Origin of the sequence: Halobacillus ihumii (assembly GCF_902726645.1) — a bacterium.
Taxonomy (GTDB): Bacteria; Bacillota; Bacilli; order Bacillales; family Halobacillaceae; genus Halobacillus_A; species Halobacillus_A ihumii.
This window is the reverse complement of record NZ_CACVAO010000001.1, coordinates 1,835,055-1,861,057: the sequence shown is the minus strand read 5'-3', so window position 1 is coordinate 1,861,057 and position 26,003 is coordinate 1,835,055. Positions and strand designations below refer to the sequence as shown.

The following is a 26,003-nucleotide window of genomic DNA, read 5'->3' as shown; positions in this document are numbered from 1 at the left end:
GAACTCCTTCCTTCTACCTGTTTTTAGAACGATATAAAGCTGGTACTGCGTATTTAATGTCCTCTCCTAAAGTTTCTTTCAGAAAGGGGACGGCGAGTTGGAGATCTCTTTTAATTTGGCTTGTGTATCTGCTCATTTCCTCCACAGTATCCTCACCTTGCAGACCGTTCCACTTAGTAGTACGTTTCCAGGCTCCGAAGAGTAAATTTCCCACTTCATCTGCATGGTAAATTTCAAAGGATAGTGTGTGGAATTTTTCCCTGGTGAGATCTTCTTTATCAATCATAGCTAACACTTGAGAAAGGCTTAATTGCTTATTTTTAAGGGTAATTCGAAACCGCTGCTCAAGCGAATTGTCGTTGACAAGCGGTATGTTAAGTAGGTAATTAGTCGTCCGATAGGCGTTTGAAAGATGATGATATCCTTTTATCATAAAGACCTCCTTCTAAGCTATTGGCTAGACACCTTTTTTTAACAAAACGGATGGTAATAGGACACTTCCCTCGACCAGAAGCTTAAACCTTAGAATAAGTAAGAAAAAACCCCCTCACAATTGATGTGAAGGGGCGGTAGTGTAAGTGATTCATTTAATATGCTTGCGCTGAAACTCTGAAATAGATTCGTATTCTTCTTCAAATAATCTGGATAAGCGAATGTAGATAGGGAGAAGTTCTCGATAAACAGCTGTGGTTTCCTTGTCGGGCTGATGGGTATGAGTCTGGCCAATCATATCCGACACTACACTAAAGTCTTCAATTTCCCCAGTAGCATACATGCCAAGAACCACCGCCCCCAGACAGGAGCTTTCATAACTTTCAGGTACGACAACAGGTTTATCGAAAATATCTGTCATCAGCTGTCTCCATATCTCAGACCTGGCAAATCCGCCGGTAGCTTGGATACGCTTAGGCTCCCCAGTTAATTCTTCAAGGGCTAACAGAACCGTATACAAGTTATAAATGATTCCTTCTAACACTGCCCTTACCATGTGCTGTTTCTTATGGTGAATGCTTAAGCCGAAAAATGACCCTCGTGCACTTGAGTTCCATAGTGGAGCTCGCTCACCTGTAAGGAATGGATGAAAAAGCAGTCCATCCGAACCGGGTTTAATCGTGGACGCGATTCGTGTTAATACATCGTAAGGGTCGATACCTAGGCGTTCAGCGGTTTCTACTTCGGCTGCAGCAAACTCATCACGAAGCCACCTCAGTACCATTCCACCGTTATTGACGGGGCCGCCGATAATCCAGTGCTCCTCGGTTAGCGCATAACAGAAGATTCGGCCTTTTGGATCGGTTCGAGGCTCATGAGATACTGTACGGATCGCACCGCTTGTTCCAATCGTAACTGCAATTACCCCAGGATCAATAGCATTTACACCAAGATTTGAAAGCACGCCGTCACTAGCGCCAATGATAAATGGAGTTTGTTCTGAAAGCCCAAGAATTTGCTGATATTCTTCCTTTAAACCTGTTAATGAATGGGTAGTCGGTACAAGAGAAGAGAGATGGTCAGGAGTGATCTCCGCTAATGATAAAGCCTCCTGATCCCAATCCAGCTCTTTTAAATTAAACATGCCGGTGGCTGAAGCGATCGAGTGATCGATTACATATTGTTCAAACAGCTGATAAAACACATACTCCTTAATCGAAATAAATTTAGCTGCTTTAGCAAATACATCTGGCTTCTCAGATTTTAGCCAGACTAATTTTGATAAAGGAGACATGGCGTGAACTGGGGTGCCTGTCCGCAAGTAAATCTCGTGGCCATTACGATTTTCTTTAATGTCTCTTGCGTGTGCTGCACTTCTCGTATCTGCCCAAGTAATACTGTTCGTTAATAACGCCCCATCTTTATCCACTGCAATCAAACTGTGCATAGCTGAACTGAATGAAATAAATTGAAGCTGACTTCGCGAAATTCCACCTTTGTTGATGGCTTCGCGAATAGTGTCGAGTACCGCTTCAAAGATTTCAGCAGGGTCTTGTTCGGCTACTAGCGGGTTCGGGGTATGAAGAGGGTAATTGACCGTATGTTGGGTTTTGATGTCTCCTTTTTTATTAAAAAGAACCGCCTTTGTACTCGTAGTGCCGATATCGACGCCTAAATAATACTGTTCGTTCATGGTGGACCTCCTCGTGATTATCATTCCTGGAAAAAGAGGCTGGGATAAAAGTATTTTTACCAAATGAAAATCCGAACTAAGTAGAAATTATTTGTGCATGTAACCCGGCTGCGAAAATAAAGCACATAGTTCGTCTTTTTACTTTAAAAGTTTAGTCATGTCCCAGCTGCGAATCCTATCTTATTTCTTAACAACAGCATGACCGCCAAATTCATTACGCAGAGCGGCAACAACCTTGCCCGTAAACGTATCATCTTCCAATGAGCGGTAACGCATCATTAAGGATAAAGCGATAACAGGAGCGGCAACTTGATGATCGAGTGCTGTTTCTACCGTCCATTTTCCTTCACCTGAGGAATTCATGACCCCTTTGATTTCATCCAGGTTTGCATCTTTTGAAAAGGCCTGCTCTGTAAGCTCCATTAACCATGATCGAATAACGGAACCGTGATTCCATACTTTAGCAACTTTCTCGTAATCATAATCAAACTCACTTTTGTTAAGAATATCAAAGCCTTCAGCAATGGACTGCATCATTCCGTATTCGATTCCGTTGTGAATCATTTTTAAAAAGTGACCGCTGCCCGTTTTACCTGTATATAGATAGCCATTCTCAATGGAAACGGCTTCGAAAAGAGGTTCAATATGCTTAAATTTATCAGGGTGTCCGCCTACCATCGTGCATGCACCATTTCTAGCTCCATCCGTACCGCCGCTTGTACCGCAGTCAAATAAGTAGATCCCTTTTTCTTCAAGAGTTTCTGCGTGTTTTAATGTTTCTTTGTAATTGGAGTTTCCGCCATCAATGAGCATATCTCCTGTTTCTAAATGATTTGACAGCTCATCAATAACGGAATCAGTGATCTTCCCTGCAGGAACCATCATCCAGACGACACGGGGAGTTGGAAGTTCGCTGACAAGTTTCGCTAGCGAGTCCTGGTAAGAGAACTTTTCGTGTGAAACACTGTCTTGAACAGTTAAATCTGTATCGTACCCTACTACTTCATGTTCATGATCCAGTAAATTTAATGTTAAGTTCAGGCCCATTTTGCCTAGACCTACCATGCCGATTTTCATATATGTTCCTCCTTGATGGAAAAAATATTTTCCGTATGTTTGTAATTATATCAAAAATTTTTCCGTATTCAATATATTAATGTTAGTTCTTTTCTTATATAATAAAACCAGTATCATGAAACGAGGAGATCGAGCAATGGAGAATGAAACACAGCATGGATTAGCAAGAATACGAAGCAGCTATGGAAAATTCAGTGATAAAGAAAAGAAAATAGCCGATTACATTCTGAACAGCCCTGAAACAATCATTCACCATACTATTAACCAAGTTTCGGACGAGCTAGGCGTAGCAGAATCAACAGTATTTCGTTTTTGTAAACGAATTGGGTTTAAGGGTTATCAAGCATTAAAGATAGCGCTTGCTGCGGAAATTGTTACCCCTATGAAAGACATTCACGACAAGATTGATGATGGAGATAGCTTTTCAACCGTTTCGGAAAAGGTATTCAGGTCAAACATAAAAACTTTGGAAAGTACGATGCAAATTGTTGATGGCACAACGATCACGGAAGCAGTAAATGTTATCTTAAAAGCACGCAAAATTGACTTTTTTGGATGCGGCGGGTCTGCTGTTGTAGCATTAGATGCTTATCATAAATTTATTCGCAGCGGACTTGTAGTGAATGCTCAATTAGAGTCGCATATGCAGCTGATGGCTGCTTCACAGCTGACTAAAGAGGATGTGGCTGTCGTGATTTCGCATTCTGGTACAACGAAAGATACTTTGGACGTACTTCGAGTGTTGAAAGATAATCAAGTGAAAACGATTAGTATTACTAACTTTGCGAAATCGCCACTGACGAAAGCCTCGGATATCCCCCTATATACGGTAGCTGAGGAGACCGATTTTCGTTCAGAAGCTTTCTCCTCGCGAATTGCCCAATTAAGTATTATCGATGCCTTGTACACAAATGTGATGATGGCTAAGGAACAGAGCGGGAATCAAGCTTTGCAGAATATGCGTAAGGCTATGGCATTAAAACGATTATAGAAAAAGGGTAGAATGTTTAGTAGGGAAAAACAACGAAAAACAGGAATAAGGTACGAATTTTCGGCGTAATTGTTTCATAATGGGCATAATAAGGAATAGGTAAACTAAGATTACTACGAAAAGAGGGTGTTCTTATGTTACGGACTATTCTAATGATTATCGGGCTAATCGTAGTTATAGGCTTTATAATTTCACTGTTTTAATCCGTTTGCCCGCCGACCCCGCCTAGCAAAGGCGGGGTTTTATCATTTTGTTTTAGGGGTATTTATAGTTGCTGATGTCTTTTATACATATATAAAAATTTATAAGGAGTGGAATGATTGAAGAACGTTACCATTGTATTTTGGAATGCACTAGCTGTCTGTCTTGCAGTAGTGGTATGGGGAAGCATAGCTCCTGACCACCTGAAGCAGGTAACAGCAGAGGTTACAGGTTTTTTCTCTACTTACTTTGGCTGGTATTATTTATTGATCATTATGATCTTTTTAGCTTTTTGTGTATATTTAATTTTTTCAAAAATCGGAAAAATAAAACTTGGCAAAGAGAATGATAAGCCGGAATTTAGCCTGCCTACCTGGTTCGCCATGTTATTTAGTGCAGGGATGGGAATGGGGCTTGTTTTTTGGACTACGGCGGAGCCGATATCACATGCTTTTAAGAGTTCTCCGAGTGGAGAGTTAGGAACTGATGCTGCAATTAAGCAAGCTTTACAATATTCATTTTTCCATTGGGGTGTCCATGCCTGGGCTGTCTATGGAATAGTGGCTCTCGTGCTGGCTTATTTCAAATTTCATAGAGGAGCACCTGGTTTAGTAAGTGCTACGCTTGTACCGATTTTCGGCGAAAAGAGTATGAGCGGGATTCCGGGGAAGCTTATTGATACACTAGCTGTTGTGGCCACCGTTGTGGGAGTAGCCTCAACTTTAGGCTTTGGTTCTGCGCAAATTAAAGAAGGACTGGTTTTTCTCTTTAACGCACCAGATACCTTCTGGTTCCAAATCGTGATTCTTGCTGTTTCAACGGTTTTATTTATTGGTTCAGCTTGGTCAGGAATAGGGAAGGGGATTAAATACCTTAGTAACATTAACATGGGATTAGCTTTTGTATTGTTACTCATGTTGTTTATTGTTGGACCGACTCTCTATATGTTAAACATGTTTACAAGTACGATTGGCGGTTACTTAGCGAATTTTTTTGAAATGAGTTTTCATCTTGAACCATTGGATCAAGGGAATCGGACATGGATTAACAGCTGGACAATCTTTTACTGGGCATGGTGGATTTCATGGGCTCCTTTTGTAGGAATCTTTATTGCACGGATTTCAAAAGGGCGTACGATAAAGGAATTTATGCTTGGTGTTCTTATCGTGCCTGCGCTTGTGTGTTTCATTTTCTTTACAGTATTTGGGGTATCTGCCTTACACCTTGAACAAAATGGGATTGCTATGATTTCTGAGTTCTCTTTAGAAACGGCTACATTTGGGGTGCTTGAACAATACCCGCTTGGGGAGCTTATGTCGTTGATTACGGTATTTGTCGTAGCCATTTTCTTTATTACTTCAGCTGATTCAGCAACCTTTGTCCTTGGAATGCTGAGTACTAAAGGTGCCTTGAATCCTCCAAGTAATGTAAAGATTATCTGGGGACTTGCCCAGTCAGCCATGGCTGGGGTAGTTGTATATTTTGGTGGAACAGCTGGTTTACAAAATGTCTTGATTATAGCAGCACTTCCATTCTCATTTGTCATTTTGTTGATGGGTGCTTCCTTTTATAAAGTAGCGAAAAATGAAGTGAAGCACACTGAACGCCGCCCAAAGATGAAATTTAATAAAGACAAATTTAAAGTTGCTTCCTTAAAAAGACGAAAAGGAACTAAATCATAAGTTAACAACCCCTGATTCAGCAGAATCAGGGGTTGTTGATGGAATGATGTAAAAATGTTCCACCTCAGGTCATCCATATTATGGATGACCTGAGGTGGTTTAATTTGTAATAAAAACTAATGTATTCCTCAAGGTTATTTGTGTTAGCGCATATTACTAGGGAATTCGGTTAAGGTAATTCCCCATACTAGTGGAATTAAGAAATATACAGCTATGGCTAGTATGAATATGGAGATAATGTTTAGCCAGAATCCTGCTTTCGCCATATCAGGGATTCTGAGATAACCTGAGCCGAATACCACCGCATTAGGGGGTGTAGCCACAGGAAGCATAAACGCACATGATGCTGCTACGCCGGCTGCAATCATCAGACTGTATGGGTGTACATTAATCGCTGCAGCTAGCGATGCCATAATTGGGAACATCATGGTTGCTGTTGCCGTATTTGAGGTGATCTCTGTCAAGAAAATAACCAAAGTAATTACCGCTAATAAAATAATGAAGAATGATACACCATCTAATATGGTTAGTTGCTCACCAATCCATTGTGCCAATCCAGAGTCTCTAAAGCCAGCTGCAATAGCTAACCCACCACCGAACAATAAGAGGATTCCCCATGGCAGTTCCTTGGCAGTATCCCAGTTCATTAAAGCCTTTGCTTTCTTATTTCGAGCTGGAATGATAAATAAGACAATTGATGCAGCAATGGCAATAATTGCATCGTCAATTCCAGGAATAAGAGAAGAAAGAACAAACGAGCGCAGAATCCAGGCTAATGCAGTAATAACGAATACGGTCATTACAGCCTTCTCCTCATAACTCATCTTTCCTAACGCTCTTCTTTCTTGTGAAATTACTTTGCGTCCTCCAGGAATTTCCTTTAACTTCATTGGATAGGCTACCTTAACAAGGTAGACCCAAGCTATAGCCAATAATACCACGGCAATGGGGACACCAAATAACATCCAGCGTGCAAAGGAAATATCTATCCCATAAAGTTCATCAATAATACCTGCAAAAATTGTGTTCGGAGGGGTACCGATTAAAGTACCGAGCCCGCCAATGGATGCAGAATAGGCAATTCCTAGCATAAGAGCCTTACCAAAATTAAAGTTTTCCTTAGAGGTGTCTATTGAATCGTTTTTTAACGAGTCAGCCACTTGATAAATAATCGCGAGGCCAATTGGGACCATCATCATGGCCGTAGCTGTATTGGAGATCCACATGGATAAAAAACCAGTAGCAACCATGAAACCTAGGATGATACGCTCCGTATTTGTTCCAATTGCAGCAATGATACTGAGTGCGATACGTTTATGTAGGTTCCAGCGTTCCATCGCTAAAGCAATAATAAATCCACCCATAAATAAAAATATAGTATCAGAACCATAGGATGAGGTGGTGGTATCGAGGTCCAAGCCACCAGTGACCGGGAACAAGACGATAGGCAATAGCGAAGTAACAGGAATAGGAATAGCCTCGCTAATCCACCAGGTTGCAATCCATATAGTTGACGCCAGGATGGCTTGTCCTTCACTTGATAAAGAATCAGGATTGAAGAAGATTAGTGTAAGAACAAATAATAGCGGACCAAGCCATAGACCAATTTTTTGACTGGATTTGTAGTTTACAGGCGGCTCACCATCGTCACCATTATTTTCGCGTTGAGAATTCTCTTTATCCCCAGAAGCTCTTGTAGCTTTTGTGTTTCCGCTTGCAAAAAAACTTAATAAATCTTTCGCTTGCTGGTGAAGTTTCCACATATCATTCCACCAATGAGAAATTGCATATTTCATGGGATGTCCTCCTTTATAAGTGTTTGAACTTTAAAACTATTACGAAATTGACTGAATTTCAAGCCATTTACACTAGTGAAATTTTGTAAATCATTGTGAAACTCAATTATAATACAGATGAATAAACTTTTCGGAGGTTTTAATATGAGAGAAAATATTTATCTGCACAAAGATAGATTTTTAGAAGAGTTAAAAGACTTCTTGAGGATTCCGAGTATTTCTTCCTTATCGGATCATGAACAAGATGTTCATAAAGGGGCAGATTGGGTAGCTGCTGCTCTTAAGGAAATAGAGATGGAAAACGTTGAGGTTATAGAAACTGAGGGTCATCCGATAGTTTATGGAGACTGGCTGCATGCTAAAGGTAAACCGACAGTCCTTGTTTACGGCCATTATGATGTCCAGCCTGCTGACCCATTCGAACTTTGGGAATCAGAGCCTTTTAGTCCGACTATTAGAGATCATAAAATCTATGCTCGAGGGGCTACGGATGATAAAGGGCAATTGTTTATTCATTTAAAAGCGTTAGAACTTCTAATGGCGGAGCATGGATCACTTCCTGTTAACGTGAAATTTTGCATTGAAGGGGAGGAAGAAATAGCAAGTCCGAATCTGCCGCCTTTTATACATGAAAATGTGGAGAAGCTCTCTGCGGACGCTGTACTCATATCGGATACTTCCTTTATTGAAAAAGGGCAGCCGGCCATTTGTACTTCACTAAGAGGGGCACTAGCCATGAAGGTTAACGTTTGGACAGCGAATACTGATTTACATTCTGGTTCCTACGGCGGCGGTGTGCCTAATGCGATTCATTCTCTTGTACGTCTCCTTGATTCCCTTCACGATGAAAGCGGAAGGATCGCTGTAGAGAGTTTTTACGAAGGGGTTCCGACCGTAACAGAGCAACTTAGAGAAGAAGTTGCAGCCATTCCTTTTAATGCCGAAACAACAAAAGCTGAATTAGGGTTAGACAGTTTATACGGAGAAGAAGGGTTTACATTTCAAGAACGAACAGGGATTCGTCCAACTCTTGAAATCAATGGAATTACGGGAGGATTTCAAGGGGAGGGTATTAAAACGATTGTGCCTGGTGAGGCTAGCGCGAAGATAAGCTGTCGACTGGTAGGAGCGCAGGACCCTCAGAAGATCTATAATCTGATTAAACAGCATTTAGAAAAACATAAGCAAGAGGGAAGCCATGTTATAACGAAATCGATGATACAGGCTAAACCTGTTTCTCTGAATTCCCAAGAAGCTATGCTTCAAAAGGCAGCTGAGGCCTATGAAAAAGTATATGGTGTTCGTCCGCTGTTCCCGAAAGAGGGAGGATCGATTCCAATCGTTGAAGTGTTTGCAAGAGTTCTCGACACTCCTGTCGTACTAATGGGATTTGGACTTCCGTCTGAAAACCTTCATGCTCCAAACGAACATTTTCACATCGATAACTTCACAAAAGGTATCGAGACCGTTTGTGAGTACTTAAATTCGCTTTAACGAAAAGTGAGGCAGCCACTCTTTTTACGAGAGGCTGCCTCATTACATTACGATTCTTCTTGTTTGGCTGCGCATTCAAAACAATAAAGGACCCTATCTTCTGATACTACACCATCTAGAAATCCATCTAGGCAATAGATTTCCTTCTCGCATAGGGAACATTTGCCTACATGTTCTTTCATGATCGCACCATCCTCTATTATTGATTCTCAATCAATTCTTTAAGAACAACAGCATGATTATATTTCGTTTCCTTAGCAGCGAACAGGAGAACAAGCCGTTCATTCGTTGCCATCTCCTTAAGCTCGGACAGCTTATCCTGCCGTTCAGAACTTTTCTCAATCTCTTGCTTATAGGACTGCTTAAATTCATCAAATTTATCGGGGTCGTGAGCAAACCATTTTCTTAAAGAAGAGCTTGGCGCTATTTCCTTCATCCATTGATCAAGATCGGCTTCCTCTTTAGATACTCCTCTCGGCCACACACGATCGATGAGGATTCGATGACCTCCTGTACGCTTTTCTTCATCGTAAATTCGTTGCAGTACGATTGACATCAGAATCACCTTCTCTATTATAATAAGACTCCATTAGTAAGGTTATACCCTTTTTTCATTGTGAAAAAAACCTTTTAAACTCTTAATGTAAAAAAGCCGCCTTAGTTGATCAGCTATGCATTTAAAGTAGTGCGTGCCTCTTGTTGACTCTGGCGACGCTTAGATTGATAGAGATGGAATAATCCGGCTGTCAGTAATACAATAACAGCACTCATGACATAAAGAGCTGAGAAACTAGTAAAGGTGATTAGCAGACCTAACACATAAGATCCGACAGCTATCCCTGAGTCATATAGTGTGAAAAATGTAGCCGTAGCATGTCCGCTTCGATGTTTTGATGCCGATTGGATAGCCATCGTCTGAAAGCTTGGCAATAAGGAGCCATAACCAAGGCCGATTAATCCAGCTGAAATTAATAAGCCCCACGCAGATTGTGTGAAACTCAAGCTTACGAGTCCAATGGCGAAAACCATTAAACAGGGTAGAATGACAAAGCTTGGCCCCTTCACGTCAAAGGCACGCCCAAGATATGGACGAGATAAGACCATTAATAAGGCAAATACAACAAAGAAATAACTGGAAATATACGCTAAGCCCAGGGAATTAGCGTATAAAGAGATAAACGACAAGATGCCTGAGTAGGCAAAACCAGTTAAACCACTTATGGCGGCAATGGGCAGTGCTTTAACTTCAAATAGATCGTGTAACGATAACTTTTTTCTAACAGGAGCAGGGAATTCTTCTGCTTGCTGCGGTACATATACAAGCCAAGAACAGACGACGCCAAGTACCATAGATAAGCTTAAGGTAAGAAAAACAGTTTGGAATGTTGCAAATTGCAACAGGGATAAACCGATAAATGGGCCAACAACAACTGCGATATTCATAGCCATAGCAAAATATCCAAGTCCTTCACCACGCCGTTCAGGCGGAATTACATCCGCTGCAATAGCTCCTGTAGCCGTAGTTAGTACCCCAAAGGATAGCCCATGGAAAAATCTTAAAGCCAGTAATGCCTCATACTGATCAATCCACATATATAAAAAGGTGGTGACAGCAAATACGAAAACCGACATCAAAAGGGCGTTCTTTTTACCTGTTCTTTCAAGAATTTTTCCGGAAAATGGACGGATAAGAATGGCGGCCACAAGCATGATTGTTGCCAGTAACCCGCCCTGTGCTTCATTTCCCCCCATGTTATTTATAACGTAAATAGGTAATGTGGTAAGTAATGTATAAAATGTGATAAATACCACGAACTGGGTTAAAGAAATACTTACAAAACTTTTAGTCCAAATCGGGTTTTTTTTGTTTGTCATAGTTGTTTATTCACTCCTTGGTTCCAAGTTTGTTTAAAAGCGTTCTTAATTGGTGTTCTTCCTCTTTCGTTAACCCAAGAAGTTCTTCATCTTCGTATGTTCTGATGATATCAGCCAAGTCTGCTACGTGACCGAATGTAGACTCGTTGATCTGGATGATACGTGCTCGCTTATCCAAACCGGGCTTTCTATTAATCCAGTCTTTTTCCTCCAAACGGGTTATAGTACGAGTAACAGTAGGGGCTTCAACGTTTAAATATTGGCAGATGGCTGTTTGGGTCATTGGACCATTTTTGTATAAACAATAAAGAATAGACCACTGAGATGTGTATAAACCAAATTCATTTAACTTTTCATTAATCTGTTTATTTAGTAAACGAACTTGCTGGTTTAATAGGTGTACCAGATTATGATTAGAAGAATTCATATGTTTCACTCCAATTATTTACCTAGGTAAGTAATGTGCATAATGGCTATCCTATAAGAAATTGGTGGCTTTGTAAAGAATTTTGGATCAGAGATAAGGGAATGTTTCTCCATCCATTAGGTCGTCATACGATTTTGTGATATGTTAGATGGTATAATTCCACACACGAAGGGGCAGGAAAATGGAATGTCTAACGAAATAAACATAACGGTTCGCAATAAATATGCAGATAAATATAGAAAATGTTATCCACTGATTCTCAAGGAAGCAGTGGTGCTTCCGAAAACATTGCTAGTAGAAGGCACTATAATGAGGCTTATAGATGAGAAAGGGCAATTTATTGGGAAAGCTTATTATGGCAAACAAAACAAAGGCTATGGCTGGGTAATCAGCCACAATGAATCAGACACCATTGATGCCAGTTTTTTTGTGAGGAAATTGAAAAAGGCAGTCAAAAATCGCAGTAAACTATACCAGGATGACGAAACAACTGCATTCCGAGTCTTTAATGGGGAAGGCGATGGCATTGGCGGATTTACCATTGATTATTTTGATGGTTATTACTTAATTAACTGGTATAGTGAAGGAATATTTTCGTTTAGCGATCATGTGATTAGTTCTTTAGAGCATAACGTTGAATTTAAAGCCATCTATCAAAAGAAACGCTTTGGTAAGCAAGGTCAATATATTGAGGAAGATGAATTTGTAAAAGGGGAGCGCGGCGACTTTCCTATTATAGTGAAGGAAAATGGCGTGAATTTCGCAGTCTATTTAAATGAAGGAGCCATGGTGGGGGTGTTTCTTGACCAACGGGAGGTTAGACGCACCATAAGGGATCAATATGCCTACGGGAAAAATGTCCTTAACACCTTTTCCTATACCGGTGCGTTTTCAGTATTTGCTGCATTAGGCGGTGCTTCCCAAACAACAAGTGTTGATTTAGCTAATCGAAGCTATGCAAAGACGATTGAGAATTTTAGTTTAAATGGTATTGATTATGAGGCACACGATATTATTGTAGATGACGTCTTCAAGTATTTTAAATATGCGAATAAAAAAAATAAATCATTTGATCTCGTTATCCTTGATCCGCCTAGCTTTGCACGCTCCAAAAAATTCACATTTCGTGCAGAGAAGGACTATCCCAGCCTTCTCAAAGAAACAATCTCAATAACTGAAAACAGGGGTGTAATCGTTGCTTCGACGAATTGCAGTAAATTTAATATGAAGAAATTCAAGTCCTTTGTTGACCAAGCCTTTAAGGAATCCGCAATAAACTATAAATTAATTGAAGAATACTCCCTCCCAGAGGATTTCAAAACTATATCGCAATTTAAAGAAGGTAATTACCTTAAAGTTCTCTTTATTCAGAAGCAGGAGGGTAAATGAGTACTCTTTATATCGCCCCCTTCATAAATCAATTTGTTTTTCACATCGACTTTTGGAGTAAGTCTGGAACAATACTGAATTAAGTATCTAATAATCCGAACAATTTCTTTTGAAATTAGTTCGGATTATTTATGTGCTAATATGATGTGCACGCAAAAAAGTACACAAGAAAACATTATGAACACAATATGATTGCAAAATTGTTTGCAAGCACACAAAACAGAACGCATACCTTTATGACAACGTGTGTACAAAATAGATTGCATGAAAACAATTATGATTGCAAGTGTGTGTAAAAGAATGCATAAAATGGCGCATTGACTATTAAGAATAACTTTAATATGTTTGATAATAGAGTTAGGTTATTTCTAGTAACCTGCCATTTGAATAAAAGGAGAGATTTAAATGACAAAATCAAGAATTGCTGCTGTTGATGTAGGGAATGATGCAGTAAAAGCAAACTTCGGGAAACTGGAATCTGAGTTATACATCCCTAACGTAATGGCTAGAGACTTGGAAGACCGCCCTGTTATCGGGATTGAAGAATTAGATGATAAAGACCCACTTGATAATATACATATCAGAGTGCACTCACCTGCTCTAGATGAGAATAACGCTATTTATCGTGTAGGAAATCTGGCTGCTAAAAGTGATAATTCTACCGAACTAGATCCAGGGAGCAGTAAATCGGAAGAAGATCAGACATTAGTTATGCTGTTTGCTTCTCTAGCGTTAGACGCTGTATCAAATAAGGATGCTAAATCCTCCAAGAATAACGTAGTAGATGCAAACTATACATTGGGTACAGGGTTACCATTACGAGAAGTCAAAGAAGGAAAGGATGTAGGTTATCGTTCCCAGCTGCTCGGTTCCGTTCACCAAGTAGAATTTCTAGTAACGCCCCAATATCAGGGGATGAAAGTAAACATTAAATTTGATGAAGTTAAGGTTTATCCAGAAGGGTTCGCTGCGTTTGTTAATCTTGTTATGGATAATGACTTAAAGATCATCAATAAGGACCTTATTGATAAACAAATTCTCATACAAGACATTGGTGGTCTATCAACAGATATTGCGGTCATCAGAAATAGAAATGTTGATGATGATAAGGCTCAAGGCTATAACTTGGGAGTATCTGAATCACTAGAACAGATAAGGGATGAAATTCTAACAAAACATGGAGTAGAGTTGGATAGTCGTCGTGATGTGGTAGATATTATTACCCGAAAAAATGATCGTCATCACATAATGGTTAAAGGTAGTCGGACAAGTGTTCATGATATTACAGACCGTATTCTGCTCGAACTCGCTAAGAAACAGTACCGCTTTTTAAGAAATGTTTGGCAGAAGAATTCTCAGTCCGAGATTTGCTATTTTGTCGGCGGAGGTTCTGCAGTACTTAAAGACTACATCAAGACCCTCAACAACAAGCTGGATGGCTTCAACATTGACTTTTTTGAAGATGAAGATGAAAGCATTTGGATGATGGCCAATGCGTATTACAAACTCATTTCTGACTTTGTGCGTAAATCTGAGAAAGTCGATAAGAAAACCGAAACTGCCTCATCATCAAAGTAAGGTGATTGAATGAGTAATGCCAAAAAAAGCGTGGAGAGGGGACAATCCATTACATTTCGTGTCCCTTCTGACACGCCCGATCATATATTGAAAAGTCTTTCTGATCTAAAAGAAAAAGAGCGGAGGAATTTTTCCAGTAAGATTGCCCAATATGTTATGGACGGTGTCAGTTCAACGATCTCTAAGGATAAGGAAACCGTCACAATCCCTTTGCCTAGAAAACTTACAAAAGAACAACGAAACTGGATCAAACATGAACACTCAGAAGCGCTCATGGGAAGCATTATTTATCAGCTTATGATAGATCCAACAAGGGCCATGAGTCTGCTGGCTTCCTTAAATAGCAATTCACTAGACATCAACGAGGCACTATTTCTACAAGAAGAAACGGCTGCGACAACGTCAGATGGAAGTGCAAAAGAAATAGAATTTCAAGAAGAGAGTATGGAAGAGAAAGAAGAAAAAGTGGTCGAGTATGATGACAACGACTTGGGTGATTTAAACTTGGACAGCCTCCGGGATGAACTACATCAAGGAAAGTCGGAAGAACATGAAGAAGAGGAAGAAGAAGGCATGCTGGATGACTTTCTCTCGAGTATGAATAGATGAAATCAACCAAAAGCTATCGCAGCTTTTGGTTTTTCAAATTCGCGGACTAACATATACAAAATAACGGGATGAGCCAATAGAGAACTGCTTTATAATTACAGTTCTCTATAATGGATTATGTTCTGCGAAAGCAAGAAAAGTTCTTTCATCTTCAATCAACCCACATACCCCACATTGCACTTTATACTCTGGACCTCTATAATCCATATGGAAAGAAGCTAATTGCCCGCTGCCACATTCCGTTAATACTTCCCCAGTTCTTGGATCAAGTTGAACAGCCGTAGAAAGTTGTTTGATTTTATTAAACCTTGAGCGATTTGTCTTGCAGTTTGGACATAAATAAGGATTCATATAGATCACCTCCAGGATTATATTTTGTACAACTATTGTCTGATTATACAAAAAATAGCAGATAAACTTAGAAAGATAAAAATATTGGCGGACATTTCCCGGGAAATATCGACGAATTCTTACAAAGTATGAGAACAATACATAAGGGTAAACAATTTACTTTGTTAAAAAGCAGTTTGGTAATAAGCATGGGTTTTTCAGTTATGAAAGGTAGATGTAGAGATGGATGTCGTAATTTTGTTCATGGGAATTATTGTAGCTGCTTCTATTTTACAGACAAGTACAGGGTTTGGTTTTTCCATTATGGCCACACCTTTTTTGTTATTGCTGTTTGACCCAAGAGAGGCAATTCAAATTAACTTAGTATTATCCTTGATCATTTCTTTGGCCTTAATCCGAAAAATTCGTAGTGATATTGATGTGCCTATATTGAAAAGGTTAATCAAGGGGAGTGCGTTCGGGTTAGTAGTAGGAATCGGGATTTTCTTAAAGGTTAATACAGTTCAATTGAAGTTAGCAGTAAGCATAGTAATCTTGTTGCTTACCCTTCTTTTAATGCTATCTTTCCGTATGAAACAGACGAGGAGAAGAGACGTTTTTACTGGTGGTATATCTGGAGCTTTAACAACGAGTATTGGGATGCCTGGCCCGCCTTTATTGCTTTACTTCGCGGGAACTGAAACAGAAAAGGAAAAACTTCGGGCAACTACTTTAGCTTTTTATTTGTTTATTTATTCGGCAAGTCTAGTTACGCAGATGATAGTTGCAGGTACGGACCGAACTGTTTGGGTATCGAGCGGGATCGCACTGCCTTTAGTAATCATAGGGTTATTTTTGGGACAAAAGCTTTTTAAATGGGTGAGTCCATCTAATTTTAAAGTTATCACGTACATTATTCTACTGTTTACTGGATGTTATTTACTGATAGAAAGTACTTTTTAAAATAAAAAAAGACAGCCTGTATCGCCTGGCGATATAGCTGCTATTTAACATTATTAAAAGCTTCTTTTGTACCTATAAATCCAATCATTGAAGAATGTTTTGTTCCATCTTCTGCTTTACAGGCATCTAAATAAACGATCGGTCCACGTTTAGAAATAAACTCACAAGAATATTTACCAACTGGGGTTTTGTAGTAGCCGTCAAAGTTGTTTTCAAAAACAATGGAATCCCCGTCATACGAAATAGTGTTATTGAAGTGTGTCCCATTTTTCGTGAAGATTGAGATATCAACACTGTCCTTTTCTTTTTGATCCACACTTTCTAGAAAAGAGAGGATTTTATCTACATTTTGATTGTCTACGGCACCTTGAGTGATCTGGTCAAAGTTATCAACCAAATGTTCTGTAATGACATGTCCATCTTTCTTTGCATCCTCTACTGTGTAAGCTTCTTCGGAGTCTGCATCGTTAAAGCAAGCAGTAAGTGTTGTGAGGCATAAAAATAAAAACGTTAAACTTTTCATTAAATCCCCCTTATCCTTTTCCAATTAATAGTATTATATGTTTATCCCTCAAAGAATTCAATTATATTTCTAAAGATCTACATAAAAAAGGCCCTGCCACAGCAGAGCCTTATCCTATGATTATTTAGTTATTGATTCCTCTTCTCCGAGCTCAATCCAATCATGTGCCCATTTCTCTATATCATCCATTATTGGCTGTAAAGATAGACCTTTATCAGTTAAAGAATATTCAATACGAACTGGCGTTTCAGGGAACACGTCTCGTTTAACTAATCCGCTCTTCTCCATGTCTTTCAATCGGTCAGAGAGGACTTTCCCGCTTATACCAATTGAAGATTCTATGGTACAAAAACGTTGTTTTCCTTCTAACAGCTGATAAATTATTAAACCTGTCCAGCGTTGGCTAAGGAGGCCGATTGCTTTTTCAAAACGAGGACATATTGATTTATTCATGTCTCATCACTCCTTTATTCATTATACCACGGAAAATGGGGTTATTAAATCATATTTATTTAGTTAAGTAAAATAACTAACTTTAGTTAACTAACTTACTAATAGTAATAAACGTAATTTTTTACTATTATTCAATGAAGGAAAGGGCAGGCATCCACTGCGAAAGGTGCTGTTTCTTTTCTTTTATGACTTGCTTATAGTTTGATAACTGGTCAGAAGTCAATTGATGCATAGGAATCACTTCGTAATTGTGTGGCCCAGAGGAGGTAACATACGTCAAAACAAATCGTGGACGCTCAACCCTCACCTTTCCATGGTCCTTCACAAAATTGAATTTTATAATTCCCCCTACTCGTTTTGGGAAAGCGTCTTGCCCTGAAAAGAAATTTCCCAGGGAATAAACGGCAAGCATTTTGTTCCCTTGCTGTCCCTCAACCCATTCTATTGGCTGAAGCACATGAGGATGGTGGCCGATTACAGCGTGGACCCCTTGATCAGCAGCGAATTGAACAAGGTCTTTTTGCCGTTGTGAGGGAAGGGGTTTGTATTGTTTTCCAAAGTGAAGGCTCAGTATGACTGCATCACTCACTTTCTTCGCCTTACTGATATCCCGTTTCATTTTTCCCTTGTCAATTAAGTTTACAAGGTAAGGTTTGTCTTCTGGAACGGGGATCCCATTAGTCCCGTATGTGTAGCTCAGAAAGGATACGTCTATCCCTTCTTTGGTTTCATAAACGCGGATACGTTCTCGATCTTTTTTATTTTTGTAAACCCCTGTATACATCATACCTAGACTATTCCAATGGCGGATGGCATTGCGAATGCCGCTTTCTCCTTGATCCAGACTGTGGTTGTTCGCCAGGGTAACAACATCTATCCCTAATTCTTTCAAATTGTTTCCAATTTCTTTAGGGCTGTTAAACGCTGGATAACCGGATAAGCCTAGCTCTTCTCCGCCAATCATTGTTTCCTGATTAGCCATTGTAATCGTAGTATCTTCTAAGTATGGCTTTACTTGTTTAAGCATGGGCATAAAGTTATAGCCGCCGTTCTTCACTTTAGCATCATTGTACACACGATCATGAATTAGCACATCGCCAACCGCTGAAATACTTATAGAGGAAGGGCGATCGGGAGTTGATTTTTGCTTAAGAGAAATTTGTGAAGAGGGTGTAGGATGAGATTCTTTTGGAGGAGTATTCCCTTCACAAGCGCTTAATAAAAAAACGATAAGGAGAAGAAAGAATATTGGGTATAACCGCATAGATGATCACAGTCCTTTTTATTAAGTAGTAAACGTATAAATCGAATAAAGGCGAACTTTGTCATCCATTATAACAGAAAAAAACCTGACCCCGGTGGTCAGGTTATGCAATGCTATGCTGGCTTTTTGTCTGGTATGGGAATGAGACTAGCCTGAAGCAGTCGTTTTCTAAGGGTTATGCCTATCCATGAAGCTAAGAAAGCTTTGATCAAACCTACGGCAATGAAGGGGTAAACACCTGCATTGAGAGCTCCCTCCCATCCTAATCCTGCTACAAATTTTAATTGTAATGCTCCGAAAATCAAGATGACAATCATTCCGAGAGTATTGGCAACTAAAGCCAGGGGGATGGTGAAGGTTGATTTCTCCAGAACAAAACCAGTTATGTAGGCAGCTGCAATAAACCCAAAGATGTAACCTCCGGTAGGGCCAGCCAGAACTTGAACACCTCCGCTAAATCCAGTGAAAACCGGAAAACCAATTGCTCCAATCGCTGCATAACATACCATTGCTGCTGCACCTTGCCGACTGCCAAGAATCGTAGCTGTAATACCTACGGCCAAAGTTTGTCCGCTAATAGGGACAAGAGGGAGGGGGATTTCGAATTGTGCCAGAATAGCGGTGATGGCTGCAAAAATAGAACAATTAAGAAGAGCTCTTAGTTTTTTGCTTTGCTCATTCACGATTAATCACTCCTTTCACTTATGTTAACTTTATATAAATGACGTTAACATAAGTGGGGGTAACTTGGTAGGAGCGAAAGATAGGCATATATTCGTATTATTTCTGTTCTTTAAAGCCACTAATCATAAAATGAGGATCAACAAATGAAGTTTATATGCAAATATCGCAGATTACAATCATGCAGAGACCACCTCAGGTCATCCTTTCATTTCCATTTCATAAAAGTTTATTAAAAAAAGGAGCGGCTGCACCCTCTGCAGTCCGCTCCTTAAGTCAATATGTTGATTCTTTTTATAGCGGCCTAACCGTAATATGCTGGTATTGCGCCTTTTGCAGCCTTTTTCTATTATGCTTTCACATACATTGGGAGGTCTGTATGTCCCATCTCCCTGACGTAAACAAATAAATTTCCCTTATGGTTTATCTCATGGTCGATAGCCATATTCAACAGCTGACCGGCAGTCATCTCTCTACCGAAGATATGGCTGACATCAATTGTTTGTTCAAAATCCTCATCTGATAATTTGCTAAGCAATTTTATGGTTGCCTCTGTATAGACATGGGAACTTTCAGTTAAGTCTGCAGCTTCATTTTCTTCAAAAAGCTTCTCAGGTTCCTGTTTATTAGCCAACCTGGCAAAAGTATAAGTAGATTCAAGAATGTGTTGGACAAGTTTTTGAGCTTCCATGGATGTAGGGGTAGGCTTGAACGTATAATCTTTAGGTTCGATCTTCGCTGCCAGTTCATTCGTTACTTCTCGATGTGACATCAGATAATCAATTAATTGTGCGCTTTTACTCATAATGCTGCCCCTCCTATAATATACTTACTCTTCATAATAAAAGTTATATTTCTTGTAACCAACAGTCAATTAAAAACGTCTAAATTATATGGACAACAACTAAATGGTATTTTATGACTATTTTTACGTAACAATGTGTTGTATATAGTGTTACAATATTTCATTTAGTTAAAAGAAGGTGGTTAAAGGTTCAAAAGAGAGTAAAATTATTGTAAAATGGGTAAGTGTAATTTTAACGGAGGTTTTACAAAATGTTTAAAGGAAAAAAATATTTTAATTTTAATAAAAATACAAAAATGAAATTACTTGTCTATGCTATTGTGATCGGAATGTTTTGGATCAAGATGTCCTATATTCAGACTAGCATTTTTGATTTGGGTGTAGAAAATACAAACCAAGCTTTAATTCTGGCTTTCAACCCGTTAAGCAGTATCTTGCTTATCTTTGGGCTGGGGATTTTATTAGCTGGCCGGAAAGGAATGTTAGTTTCTTATATTCTCGGCTCTTTAATTATGTATGCAAACATTCTTTTTTACCGGGAATACAGCGACTTTATTACGATTCCGATGCTTGAGCAAGTTGCTAACCTAGCCGGAATGGGAAGCAGTATTACAAATATCATGGCTCCGACTGATGCATTCTTATTTATTGACGTTCTCATCGCAGCTTTTCTATTATTCTATCTAAAGCCAGAACGCTTGCAGCTGTTTTTACCAAAGCGCAGAGAGGGTTTAATTCTTGCTATTGTGGCCATTCCGCTATTTCTAGTTAACCTTGCATGGGCAGAAACAGAGCGTACTGATCTGCTTGAGCGGACATTTGACCGTAATAAGCTGGTTAAATTTATCGGTCTTATCAACTATCACGTTTATGACGCAGTTCTTCAAGGGAGGACTGAGATGCAGCGGACATTAGCGGATAGTAACGAGCTTGTCCCTGTTATTAACTATTTGAATGAAACAAGCACTCCTTCGAGTGATAAGTATGAAGGCATCATTGAAGGAAAAAATGTGATTGCCATTTCCTTAGAGAGTACACAAGAATTTGTTGTGGGCAAAGAACTTCATGGCCAGGAACTTACGCCTTACTTTAATGACTTGAAGGAAGAGGGGATTTATTTTGATAACTTCTACCATCAAGTGAAACAAGGTCGTACGTCAGACTCTGAGTTTCTTTTAGCGAATTCTATGTATCCATTAAACCGCGGAGCTGTATTTTTCACTCATTCTAGTAATGAGTATGAGGCCATGCCGGAAGTTCTAGGTAATAACGGATATTCTACGAGTGTTATGCATGCTAATGACAAAACGTTCTGGAACAGGAATGTCATGTATGATTCTCTAGGTATCGATGAATTTTACTCGAAACAGGACTATAAAGTAACGGAAGAGAATTCTTATGGATGGGGATTGTTAGACGAAAATTTCTTCGCTCAATCACTGGAAAAAATGAAGAAGTTAGAGGAACCTTTTTATACGAGGATGATCACACTAACGAACCATTATCCGTTTACCTTGCCAGAAGATAAGAAGTTAATTGAAGAAGGAAACACGTCTAGTGCTACACTAAACCGCTATTTCCAAACGATTCGTTATCAAGACCAGGCATTAAAACAATTTGTAGAAGCGTTTAAGCAATCGGAACTCTATGATAATACGATACTAATGATCTATGGGGATCACTTTGGTATTTCAGAAAACCATCAGAAAGCTATGGGTGAGTATCTAGGTAAAGATATCAATGAATTTGAACAGTTCCAGCTTCAGCAAGTACCGTTGCTGTTTTATGGAAAAGGTATTGAACCTCAAGAGAACCACACAGTAGGAGGCCAAGTTGACTTGCGTCCTACCTTAATGAACATGTTAGGAATTGAAGACAATAATCCTATTCAGTTTGGACACGATTTATTAAGTGAAGAGCGTCGTCAACTGATGATTACTCGTGATGGAGATTTTGCCAGTGAAAAATATGTGGGTATTCAAGGTTCCTGCTATGACAGACAGACTGGTGAAAAAATCGAATCAGAAAAATGTGAGCCTTTCTTTAAGCAAGCTAAAGAAGAGCTGACCATGTCAGATTCGGTTATTTATGGAGACCTTCTAAGGTATCTCGATGAAACAAAAGTGGTCGAACCAATAGATGAACAAGAGAAGCAGAAACAAGAAAATTAACTTACACCCTCACCATTGCGGTGGGGGTTTTTTGATCAAATATATGTGTAATAATCACTCTGCTGTATCATTCCTCTAAAGTGTACTAAAATAAGAAGGAGCAAATGAGAGGACGTGAGCAACGTATGGAAAAGGACATCAAACTAATTGCGCTAGATATGGACGGAACGTTATTAAACGAAGATCTGCAAGTATCCAAAAGAAACCATGACGCTATTCAAAAAGCTAAAAATAAGGGGATTCATGTTGTTCTCAGCACTGGCAGATCCTTGGCGACGTGTCAGGAAATCGCAGAGTCTCTTGGACGTTCATCTTACATGGTGACAATCAATGGCGGGGAGATATATGATAAAGATTTTAAGCTTGTAGAACAAAATCTCCTAGATCCTAAACATGTTGAAAGGTTATGGGAACTAAGGAACGGTCATGGGATTCATTTCTGGACCTCAACGGTTCAAGGGCAGTTTAGCAGCCAACAGCCCTTTGATAAGGAAGTCGTTGATTATGATTGGCTTAAATTCGGCTTTGATATTGAAGATGATGAAGTACGTCAGGTTATCTTAGATGAGTTGCGTAATAACGAGGGTCTAGAAATTACAAACTCAAGTCCGACGAATATAGAGATCAATCCTGTTGGAGTAAATAAAGCGGCTGCATTGTTAAAAGTTTGTAATAAGTTAGACATGAAAATGAGTCAGGTGATGTCGATTGGAGACAGTATGAATGACCTGGCCATGATTCGTGAAGCTGGCTTTGGCGTAGCGATGGGTAATGCACAGGAGATTGTTAAGGAAGAAGCAGACTGGGTAACGAAGACCAATGAAAATGATGGTGTAGCCCACGCGATTGAAAGGATTTTGTGACGTATCAATTCAAGACATATTTAAGCAATCCGATCATAAAATAATAGTAACCCTATCCCAAAGTCTCCTCCCTGTTAAAGAAGTGCGTAGACGAATGTAAAAGGCTAAGTAGAAAAAGAACAACGTATGTCTATGGTATAGGTATAGGATAAAGCATCGTTACTCACTATGAATAGCGGTGCCTATTTTTTTATTTTTAACTTTTCTCTATTGTAACCTTCAATGAATCCGTATATATATGTGCATTTTATATACAGCAGGAAAATGAGCAGGCAAGTCAGAATATAATAAAGGACAAGTTTTTTTAAAATGATATGACTGAATATTCTAACCATTAGGAGGTCCCTATGGAGGCTGGTTATATAAATTATGAACACAGAATAGTAAGGGAATCGTTGAGAAAGTTTCTTGCAAAAGAAGCTTTTCCACACTTTGAGCAATGGGAGAGTCAGGGCTGCATTCCAAGGTCATTCTGGAAACAGCTTGGAGAGCAGGGTTACCTTTGTCCTTGGCTTAATGAAGAATTCGGTGGGGTCGGAGCAGACTTTGCTTATTCAGTTTTGATTAATGAAGAGTTGGAAAAGGTCGGTACAGGCTTAATCGGAATTGGACTTCACAATGATATTGTCGTTCCTTATCTTGCTGAATATGGAACGGTTGAACAGAAGAAAAAGTGGCTGCCTAAATGTGCATCAGGTGGAATTATAACAGCCATTGCCATGACAGAGCCAGGTGCAGGTTCAGATTTAGCTCATATACGTACATCTGCAGCATTGCAAGAAGATCATTATATAATAAACGGGGAAAAAACGTTTATCACAAATGGCATTCAGGCAGATCTTATTCTCGTAGTGTGCAAAACGGATACACAGACGAAGCCGCCTCATAAGGGGATTAGTTTAATCATTGTTGAACGTAACACGGATGGTTTTTCTCGGGGGAAGCAATTACATAAAGTAGGACTGCACAGTCAGGATACAGCTGAACTAATTTTTGAAGATGCCAAAGTGCCTAAAGGAAACCTCCTTGGTGAGGAAGGAAAAGGGTTTTATTATCTTATGGATAAGTTACAGCAGGAAAGACTTATTGTTGCTATCGGAGGGATTACGGCATGTGAACGGATGCTGGAACTAACCATTGATTATGTCAAGCAGAGACACGCATTTGGCAAGTCGATTGCTTCCTTTCAACATATACAGTTTAGCTTAGCTGAATTACAGACAGAGGTGGAAATAGGCAGGGCTTTTCTGGACCGAACTATAGAAGCACACATGAATGGAGATGAGGTGGTTAAAGAAGTATCGATGGCAAAGTGGTGGATTACGGATTTAGTTAAAAAGACAGCCTCCACGTGTATGCAATTTCATGGAGGTTATGGCTACATGGAGGAGTACGAGATTGCAAGGCGATTCAGAGATGCCCCGGTAGCAGCTATTTATGCAGGATCGAATGAAATTATGAAATCTATCATTGCCAAAAAAATGGGGCTCAACTAGCCAGGATAAATGGGGGATGCAGGATGAATGAAGTTGTTATTGTCGAAGCTTTCCGAACTCCGGTTGGTAGAAAAAATGGTTTGCTGAAAGATATCAGGCCAGACGAATTACTGGCGAAAGTGTTAAAAGAATTGACTTGCAGAGTTGACCTAGACCCAGCTGAGGTAAATGATGTCATTGCGGGCTGTGTTTCGCAAGTTGGGGAGCAGTCTGGTGACGTAGCCAGAATTGCTGCTCTTATGGCTGGTTTTCCCAAAGAGGTACCTGGTGTCACAATTGACCGGCAATGCGGGTCAAGTCAGCAAGCTGTTCATTTTGCTTCACAAGCGATTGCAAGTGGAGATATGGATGTAGTGATTGCTGGCGGAGTAGAATCAATGTCTCGTGTGCCGATGTTTTCAAATAGGCAGGGAACAGAGTATAGCGAAAAGCTTACTAGTCAATATAGAATGATTAATCAAGGTTTATCGGCGGAACAAATTGCCGAACATTGGGGGTTGAGTAAGGAAGAGTTAAATAGATTTGCGGTAAGAAGTCATGAAAAGGCATTATCTGCAATCGAAGAAGGGCGATTTGAAAGGGAAATTATGCCTGTTGAAGCAAAAGATCGTAAGGGGCTGCCGATTACAATGAAGGATGATGAAGGACCGCGTCCTGGAACAACTATAAGCAGCTTGGAGCCTCTAAATCCGGCATTTAAAGAAGGTGGGGTGATTACAGCAGGTAATGCCAGTCAAATTAGCGATGGTGCTTCGGCTATTTTGCTTATGTCACGTCAGAAAGCTGAGTCTCTTGGTTTAAGACCGCGCTTTCGCATTGTAGCTCGTTCCGTTGTGGGATCTGACCCGACTTTTATGCTTACCGGGCCTGTTCCAGCTACTCAGAAAGTTTTACAACAGGCTGGACTTAGTCTTAAAGACATTGATCTATTTGAAGTTAACGAAGCTTTTGCTTCAGTCCCTCTGTTTTGGCTGAAGGAAACAGGGGCCGCTATTGAGAAGTTGAACGTCAATGGCGGTGCGATAGCGCTTGGGCACCCACTTGGAGCGACAGGCACTAAGCTGATGACAACTCTTATGCATGAACTCGAAAGGTCGGAAGGACGATATGGTCTTCAGACTGTTTGTGAAGGATTGGGTATGGCTAACGCAACGATTATTGAGCGTTTGTCAGACTAATGGAGCTACTAGTTTTCAAACAAGTTTAAAGG

25 protein-coding genes are annotated in these 26,003 nt (G+C 39.8%); 11 read left to right on the top strand and 14 right to left on the bottom strand.

The features are described from left to right. Positions 1-13: 13 nt before the first annotated feature. From G6R08_RS09315 to gnd, 3 genes are all read right to left on the bottom strand, one after another. A complete protein-coding gene (locus G6R08_RS09315) occupies positions 14-433 on the bottom strand; it encodes a hypothetical protein (RefSeq protein WP_163527729.1) in 420 nt (139 codons plus the stop codon). A gap of 150 nt (positions 434-583) precedes the next feature. Beyond that, complete coding sequence (gene gntK, locus G6R08_RS09310) at positions 584-2,125, bottom strand: gluconokinase (protein ID WP_163527728.1); 1,542 nt, start codon at positions 2,123-2,125, stop codon at positions 584-586. Positions 2,126-2,305: 180 nt separating this feature from the next. After that, positions 2,306-3,202 carry a phosphogluconate dehydrogenase (NAD(+)-dependent, decarboxylating) gene (gene gnd, locus G6R08_RS09305; protein WP_163527727.1) on the bottom strand — a complete coding sequence of 299 codons (897 nt, stop codon included), beginning with the start codon at positions 3,200-3,202 and terminating at the stop codon, positions 2,306-2,308. Positions 3,203-3,338: 136 nt separating this feature from the next. Between gnd and G6R08_RS09300 the strand changes: the two genes are divergently transcribed. Continuing rightward, positions 3,339-4,193 (top strand): MurR/RpiR family transcriptional regulator, encoded by an 855-nt coding sequence (locus G6R08_RS09300; protein WP_163527726.1) that lies wholly within the window; start codon positions 3,339-3,341, stop codon positions 4,191-4,193. A gap of 320 nt (positions 4,194-4,513) precedes the next feature. Next, positions 4,514-6,076 (top strand): BCCT family transporter, encoded by a 1,563-nt coding sequence (locus G6R08_RS09295; RefSeq protein ID WP_163527725.1) that lies wholly within the window; start codon positions 4,514-4,516, stop codon positions 6,074-6,076. 143 nt (positions 6,077-6,219) lie between these two features. Here G6R08_RS09295 and G6R08_RS09290 read toward each other — a convergent pair whose 3' ends face one another. Next, entirely contained in the window at positions 6,220-7,872 is a 1,653-nt protein-coding gene (locus G6R08_RS09290) for an SLC13 family permease (RefSeq protein WP_163527724.1), read from the bottom strand. 144 nt (positions 7,873-8,016) lie between these two features. Here G6R08_RS09290 and G6R08_RS09285 point away from each other — a divergent pair, with 144 nt between their 5' ends. After that, positions 8,017-9,366 carry a dipeptidase gene (locus G6R08_RS09285; RefSeq protein ID WP_163527723.1) on the top strand — a complete coding sequence of 450 codons (1,350 nt, stop codon included), beginning with the start codon at positions 8,017-8,019 and terminating at the stop codon, positions 9,364-9,366. Positions 9,367-9,413: 47 nt separating this feature from the next. On the opposite strand, the gene G6R08_RS22270 is transcribed toward G6R08_RS09285, so the two are convergent. The 4 genes from G6R08_RS22270 to G6R08_RS09270 form a co-directional block, all read right to left on the bottom strand. Further along, entirely contained in the window at positions 9,414-9,548 is a 135-nt protein-coding gene (locus tag G6R08_RS22270; RefSeq protein WP_275897931.1) for a hypothetical protein, read from the bottom strand. Between the two features lie 17 nt (positions 9,549-9,565). After that, the gene (locus G6R08_RS09280) at positions 9,566-9,922 is read right to left on the bottom strand and encodes a DUF488 domain-containing protein (RefSeq protein ID WP_163527722.1); all 357 of its coding nucleotides are present in this window, start codon (positions 9,920-9,922) and stop codon (positions 9,566-9,568) included. Positions 9,923-10,035: 113 nt separating this feature from the next. Continuing rightward, positions 10,036-11,241: an MFS transporter gene (locus G6R08_RS09275; RefSeq protein WP_163527721.1), complete on the bottom strand. Its 1,206-nt coding sequence runs from the start codon at positions 11,239-11,241 to the stop codon at positions 10,036-10,038. A 10-nt stretch (positions 11,242-11,251) separates the two neighbouring features. Next, positions 11,252-11,668 carry a MarR family winged helix-turn-helix transcriptional regulator gene (locus tag G6R08_RS09270; protein ID WP_163527720.1) on the bottom strand — a complete coding sequence of 139 codons (417 nt, stop codon included), beginning with the start codon at positions 11,666-11,668 and terminating at the stop codon, positions 11,252-11,254. A gap of 186 nt (positions 11,669-11,854) precedes the next feature. On the opposite strand from G6R08_RS09270, the gene G6R08_RS09265 reads away from it, so the two are divergent. The 3 genes from G6R08_RS09265 (at position 11,855) to G6R08_RS09255 (ending at position 15,244) form a co-directional block, all read left to right on the top strand. Beyond that, complete coding sequence (locus tag G6R08_RS09265; RefSeq protein WP_163527719.1) at positions 11,855-13,057, top strand: class I SAM-dependent rRNA methyltransferase; 1,203 nt, start codon at positions 11,855-11,857, stop codon at positions 13,055-13,057. 405 nt (positions 13,058-13,462) lie between these two features. Next, positions 13,463-14,635, top strand: coding sequence for a ParM/StbA family protein (locus G6R08_RS09260; RefSeq protein WP_163527718.1), 1,173 nt, complete (start codon positions 13,463-13,465; stop codon positions 14,633-14,635). Between the two features lie 9 nt (positions 14,636-14,644). Continuing rightward, positions 14,645-15,244, top strand: a complete 600-nt coding sequence (locus G6R08_RS09255) for a hypothetical protein (protein WP_163527717.1) — start codon at positions 14,645-14,647, stop codon at positions 15,242-15,244. Positions 15,245-15,349: 105 nt separating this feature from the next. Here G6R08_RS09255 and G6R08_RS09250 read toward each other — a convergent pair whose 3' ends face one another. Beyond that, entirely contained in the window at positions 15,350-15,595 is a 246-nt protein-coding gene (locus tag G6R08_RS09250; RefSeq protein ID WP_079528900.1) for a DNA alkylation repair protein, read from the bottom strand. Positions 15,596-15,817: 222 nt separating this feature from the next. On the opposite strand from G6R08_RS09250, the gene G6R08_RS09245 reads away from it, so the two are divergent. Then, on the top strand, positions 15,818-16,537 hold the full coding sequence (locus tag G6R08_RS09245; RefSeq protein WP_163527716.1) for a sulfite exporter TauE/SafE family protein: 720 nt from the start codon (positions 15,818-15,820) through the stop codon (positions 16,535-16,537). A gap of 40 nt (positions 16,538-16,577) precedes the next feature. Here G6R08_RS09245 and G6R08_RS09240 read toward each other — a convergent pair whose 3' ends face one another. The 5 genes from G6R08_RS09240 to G6R08_RS09220 form a co-directional block, all read right to left on the bottom strand. After that, complete coding sequence (locus tag G6R08_RS09240; protein ID WP_163527715.1) at positions 16,578-17,060, bottom strand: DUF4362 domain-containing protein; 483 nt, start codon at positions 17,058-17,060, stop codon at positions 16,578-16,580. A 120-nt stretch (positions 17,061-17,180) separates the two neighbouring features. Beyond that, positions 17,181-17,513: a winged helix-turn-helix transcriptional regulator gene (locus G6R08_RS09235; RefSeq protein WP_163527714.1), complete on the bottom strand. Its 333-nt coding sequence runs from the start codon at positions 17,511-17,513 to the stop codon at positions 17,181-17,183. A 127-nt stretch (positions 17,514-17,640) separates the two neighbouring features. Further along, positions 17,641-18,777: a CapA family protein gene (locus tag G6R08_RS09230; RefSeq protein ID WP_163527713.1), complete on the bottom strand. Its 1,137-nt coding sequence runs from the start codon at positions 18,775-18,777 to the stop codon at positions 17,641-17,643. 113 nt (positions 18,778-18,890) lie between these two features. Continuing rightward, a complete protein-coding gene (locus G6R08_RS09225) occupies positions 18,891-19,460 on the bottom strand; it encodes a biotin transporter BioY (protein WP_163527712.1) in 570 nt (189 codons plus the stop codon). Positions 19,461-19,807: 347 nt separating this feature from the next. Further along, positions 19,808-20,263 carry a DinB family protein gene (locus G6R08_RS09220; RefSeq protein ID WP_163527711.1) on the bottom strand — a complete coding sequence of 152 codons (456 nt, stop codon included), beginning with the start codon at positions 20,261-20,263 and terminating at the stop codon, positions 19,808-19,810. Between the two features lie 251 nt (positions 20,264-20,514). On the opposite strand from G6R08_RS09220, the gene G6R08_RS09215 reads away from it, so the two are divergent. The 4 genes from G6R08_RS09215 to G6R08_RS09200 all read left to right on the top strand — a co-directional run bounded on the left by G6R08_RS09215 (position 20,515) and on the right by G6R08_RS09200 (position 25,971). Continuing rightward, complete coding sequence (locus G6R08_RS09215; protein ID WP_163527710.1) at positions 20,515-22,434, top strand: LTA synthase family protein; 1,920 nt, start codon at positions 20,515-20,517, stop codon at positions 22,432-22,434. A gap of 104 nt (positions 22,435-22,538) precedes the next feature. Next, the gene (locus G6R08_RS09210) at positions 22,539-23,297 is read left to right on the top strand and encodes a Cof-type HAD-IIB family hydrolase (RefSeq protein ID WP_240339680.1); all 759 of its coding nucleotides are present in this window, start codon (positions 22,539-22,541) and stop codon (positions 23,295-23,297) included. A gap of 347 nt (positions 23,298-23,644) precedes the next feature. Next, positions 23,645-24,793, top strand: a complete 1,149-nt coding sequence (locus tag G6R08_RS09205) for an acyl-CoA dehydrogenase family protein (RefSeq protein ID WP_163527709.1) — start codon at positions 23,645-23,647, stop codon at positions 24,791-24,793. Positions 24,794-24,816: 23 nt separating this feature from the next. Further along, positions 24,817-25,971, top strand: coding sequence for a thiolase family protein (locus tag G6R08_RS09200; RefSeq protein WP_163527708.1), 1,155 nt, complete (start codon positions 24,817-24,819; stop codon positions 25,969-25,971). The last annotated feature ends 32 nt before the right edge of the window (positions 25,972-26,003 follow it).

What these genes read in the sequence shown, in the direction of transcription:
- G6R08_RS09315 (WP_163527729.1), bottom strand. Translation starts at nt 433, where the DNA reads ATGATAAAAGGATATCATCATCTTTCAAACGCCTATCGGACGACTAAT.
- gntK (WP_163527728.1), bottom strand. Translation starts at nt 2,125, where the DNA reads ATGAACGAACAGTATTATTTAGGCGTCGATATCGGCACTACGAGTACA.
- gnd (WP_163527727.1), bottom strand. Translation starts at nt 3,202, where the DNA reads ATGAAAATCGGCATGGTAGGTCTAGGCAAAATGGGCCTGAACTTAACA.
- G6R08_RS09300 (WP_163527726.1), top strand. Translation starts at nt 3,339, where the DNA reads ATGGAGAATGAAACACAGCATGGATTAGCAAGAATACGAAGCAGCTAT.
- G6R08_RS09290 (WP_163527724.1), bottom strand. Translation starts at nt 7,872, where the DNA reads ATGAAATATGCAATTTCTCATTGGTGGAATGATATGTGGAAACTTCAC.
- G6R08_RS09285 (WP_163527723.1), top strand. Translation starts at nt 8,017, where the DNA reads ATGAGAGAAAATATTTATCTGCACAAAGATAGATTTTTAGAAGAGTTA.
- G6R08_RS22270 (WP_275897931.1), bottom strand. Translation starts at nt 9,548, where the DNA reads ATGAAAGAACATGTAGGCAAATGTTCCCTATGCGAGAAGGAAATCTAT.
- G6R08_RS09280 (WP_163527722.1), bottom strand. Translation starts at nt 9,922, where the DNA reads ATGTCAATCGTACTGCAACGAATTTACGATGAAGAAAAGCGTACAGGA.
- G6R08_RS09275 (WP_163527721.1), bottom strand. Translation starts at nt 11,241, where the DNA reads ATGACAAACAAAAAAAACCCGATTTGGACTAAAAGTTTTGTAAGTATT.
- G6R08_RS09270 (WP_163527720.1), bottom strand. Translation starts at nt 11,668, where the DNA reads ATGAATTCTTCTAATCATAATCTGGTACACCTATTAAACCAGCAAGTT.
- G6R08_RS09265 (WP_163527719.1), top strand. Translation starts at nt 11,855, where the DNA reads ATGTCTAACGAAATAAACATAACGGTTCGCAATAAATATGCAGATAAA.
- G6R08_RS09260 (WP_163527718.1), top strand. Translation starts at nt 13,463, where the DNA reads ATGACAAAATCAAGAATTGCTGCTGTTGATGTAGGGAATGATGCAGTA.
- G6R08_RS09255 (WP_163527717.1), top strand. Translation starts at nt 14,645, where the DNA reads ATGAGTAATGCCAAAAAAAGCGTGGAGAGGGGACAATCCATTACATTT.
- G6R08_RS09250 (WP_079528900.1), bottom strand. Translation starts at nt 15,595, where the DNA reads ATGAATCCTTATTTATGTCCAAACTGCAAGACAAATCGCTCAAGGTTT.
- G6R08_RS09245 (WP_163527716.1), top strand. Translation starts at nt 15,818, where the DNA reads ATGGATGTCGTAATTTTGTTCATGGGAATTATTGTAGCTGCTTCTATT.
- G6R08_RS09240 (WP_163527715.1), bottom strand. Translation starts at nt 17,060, where the DNA reads ATGAAAAGTTTAACGTTTTTATTTTTATGCCTCACAACACTTACTGCT.
- G6R08_RS09235 (WP_163527714.1), bottom strand. Translation starts at nt 17,513, where the DNA reads ATGAATAAATCAATATGTCCTCGTTTTGAAAAAGCAATCGGCCTCCTT.
- G6R08_RS09230 (WP_163527713.1), bottom strand. Translation starts at nt 18,777, where the DNA reads ATGCGGTTATACCCAATATTCTTTCTTCTCCTTATCGTTTTTTTATTA.
- G6R08_RS09220 (WP_163527711.1), bottom strand. Translation starts at nt 20,263, where the DNA reads ATGAGTAAAAGCGCACAATTAATTGATTATCTGATGTCACATCGAGAA.
- G6R08_RS09215 (WP_163527710.1), top strand. Translation starts at nt 20,515, where the DNA reads ATGTTTAAAGGAAAAAAATATTTTAATTTTAATAAAAATACAAAAATG.
- G6R08_RS09210 (WP_240339680.1), top strand. Translation starts at nt 22,539, where the DNA reads ATGAGAGGACGTGAGCAACGTATGGAAAAGGACATCAAACTAATTGCG.
- G6R08_RS09205 (WP_163527709.1), top strand. Translation starts at nt 23,645, where the DNA reads ATGGAGGCTGGTTATATAAATTATGAACACAGAATAGTAAGGGAATCG.
- G6R08_RS09200 (WP_163527708.1), top strand. Translation starts at nt 24,817, where the DNA reads ATGAATGAAGTTGTTATTGTCGAAGCTTTCCGAACTCCGGTTGGTAGA.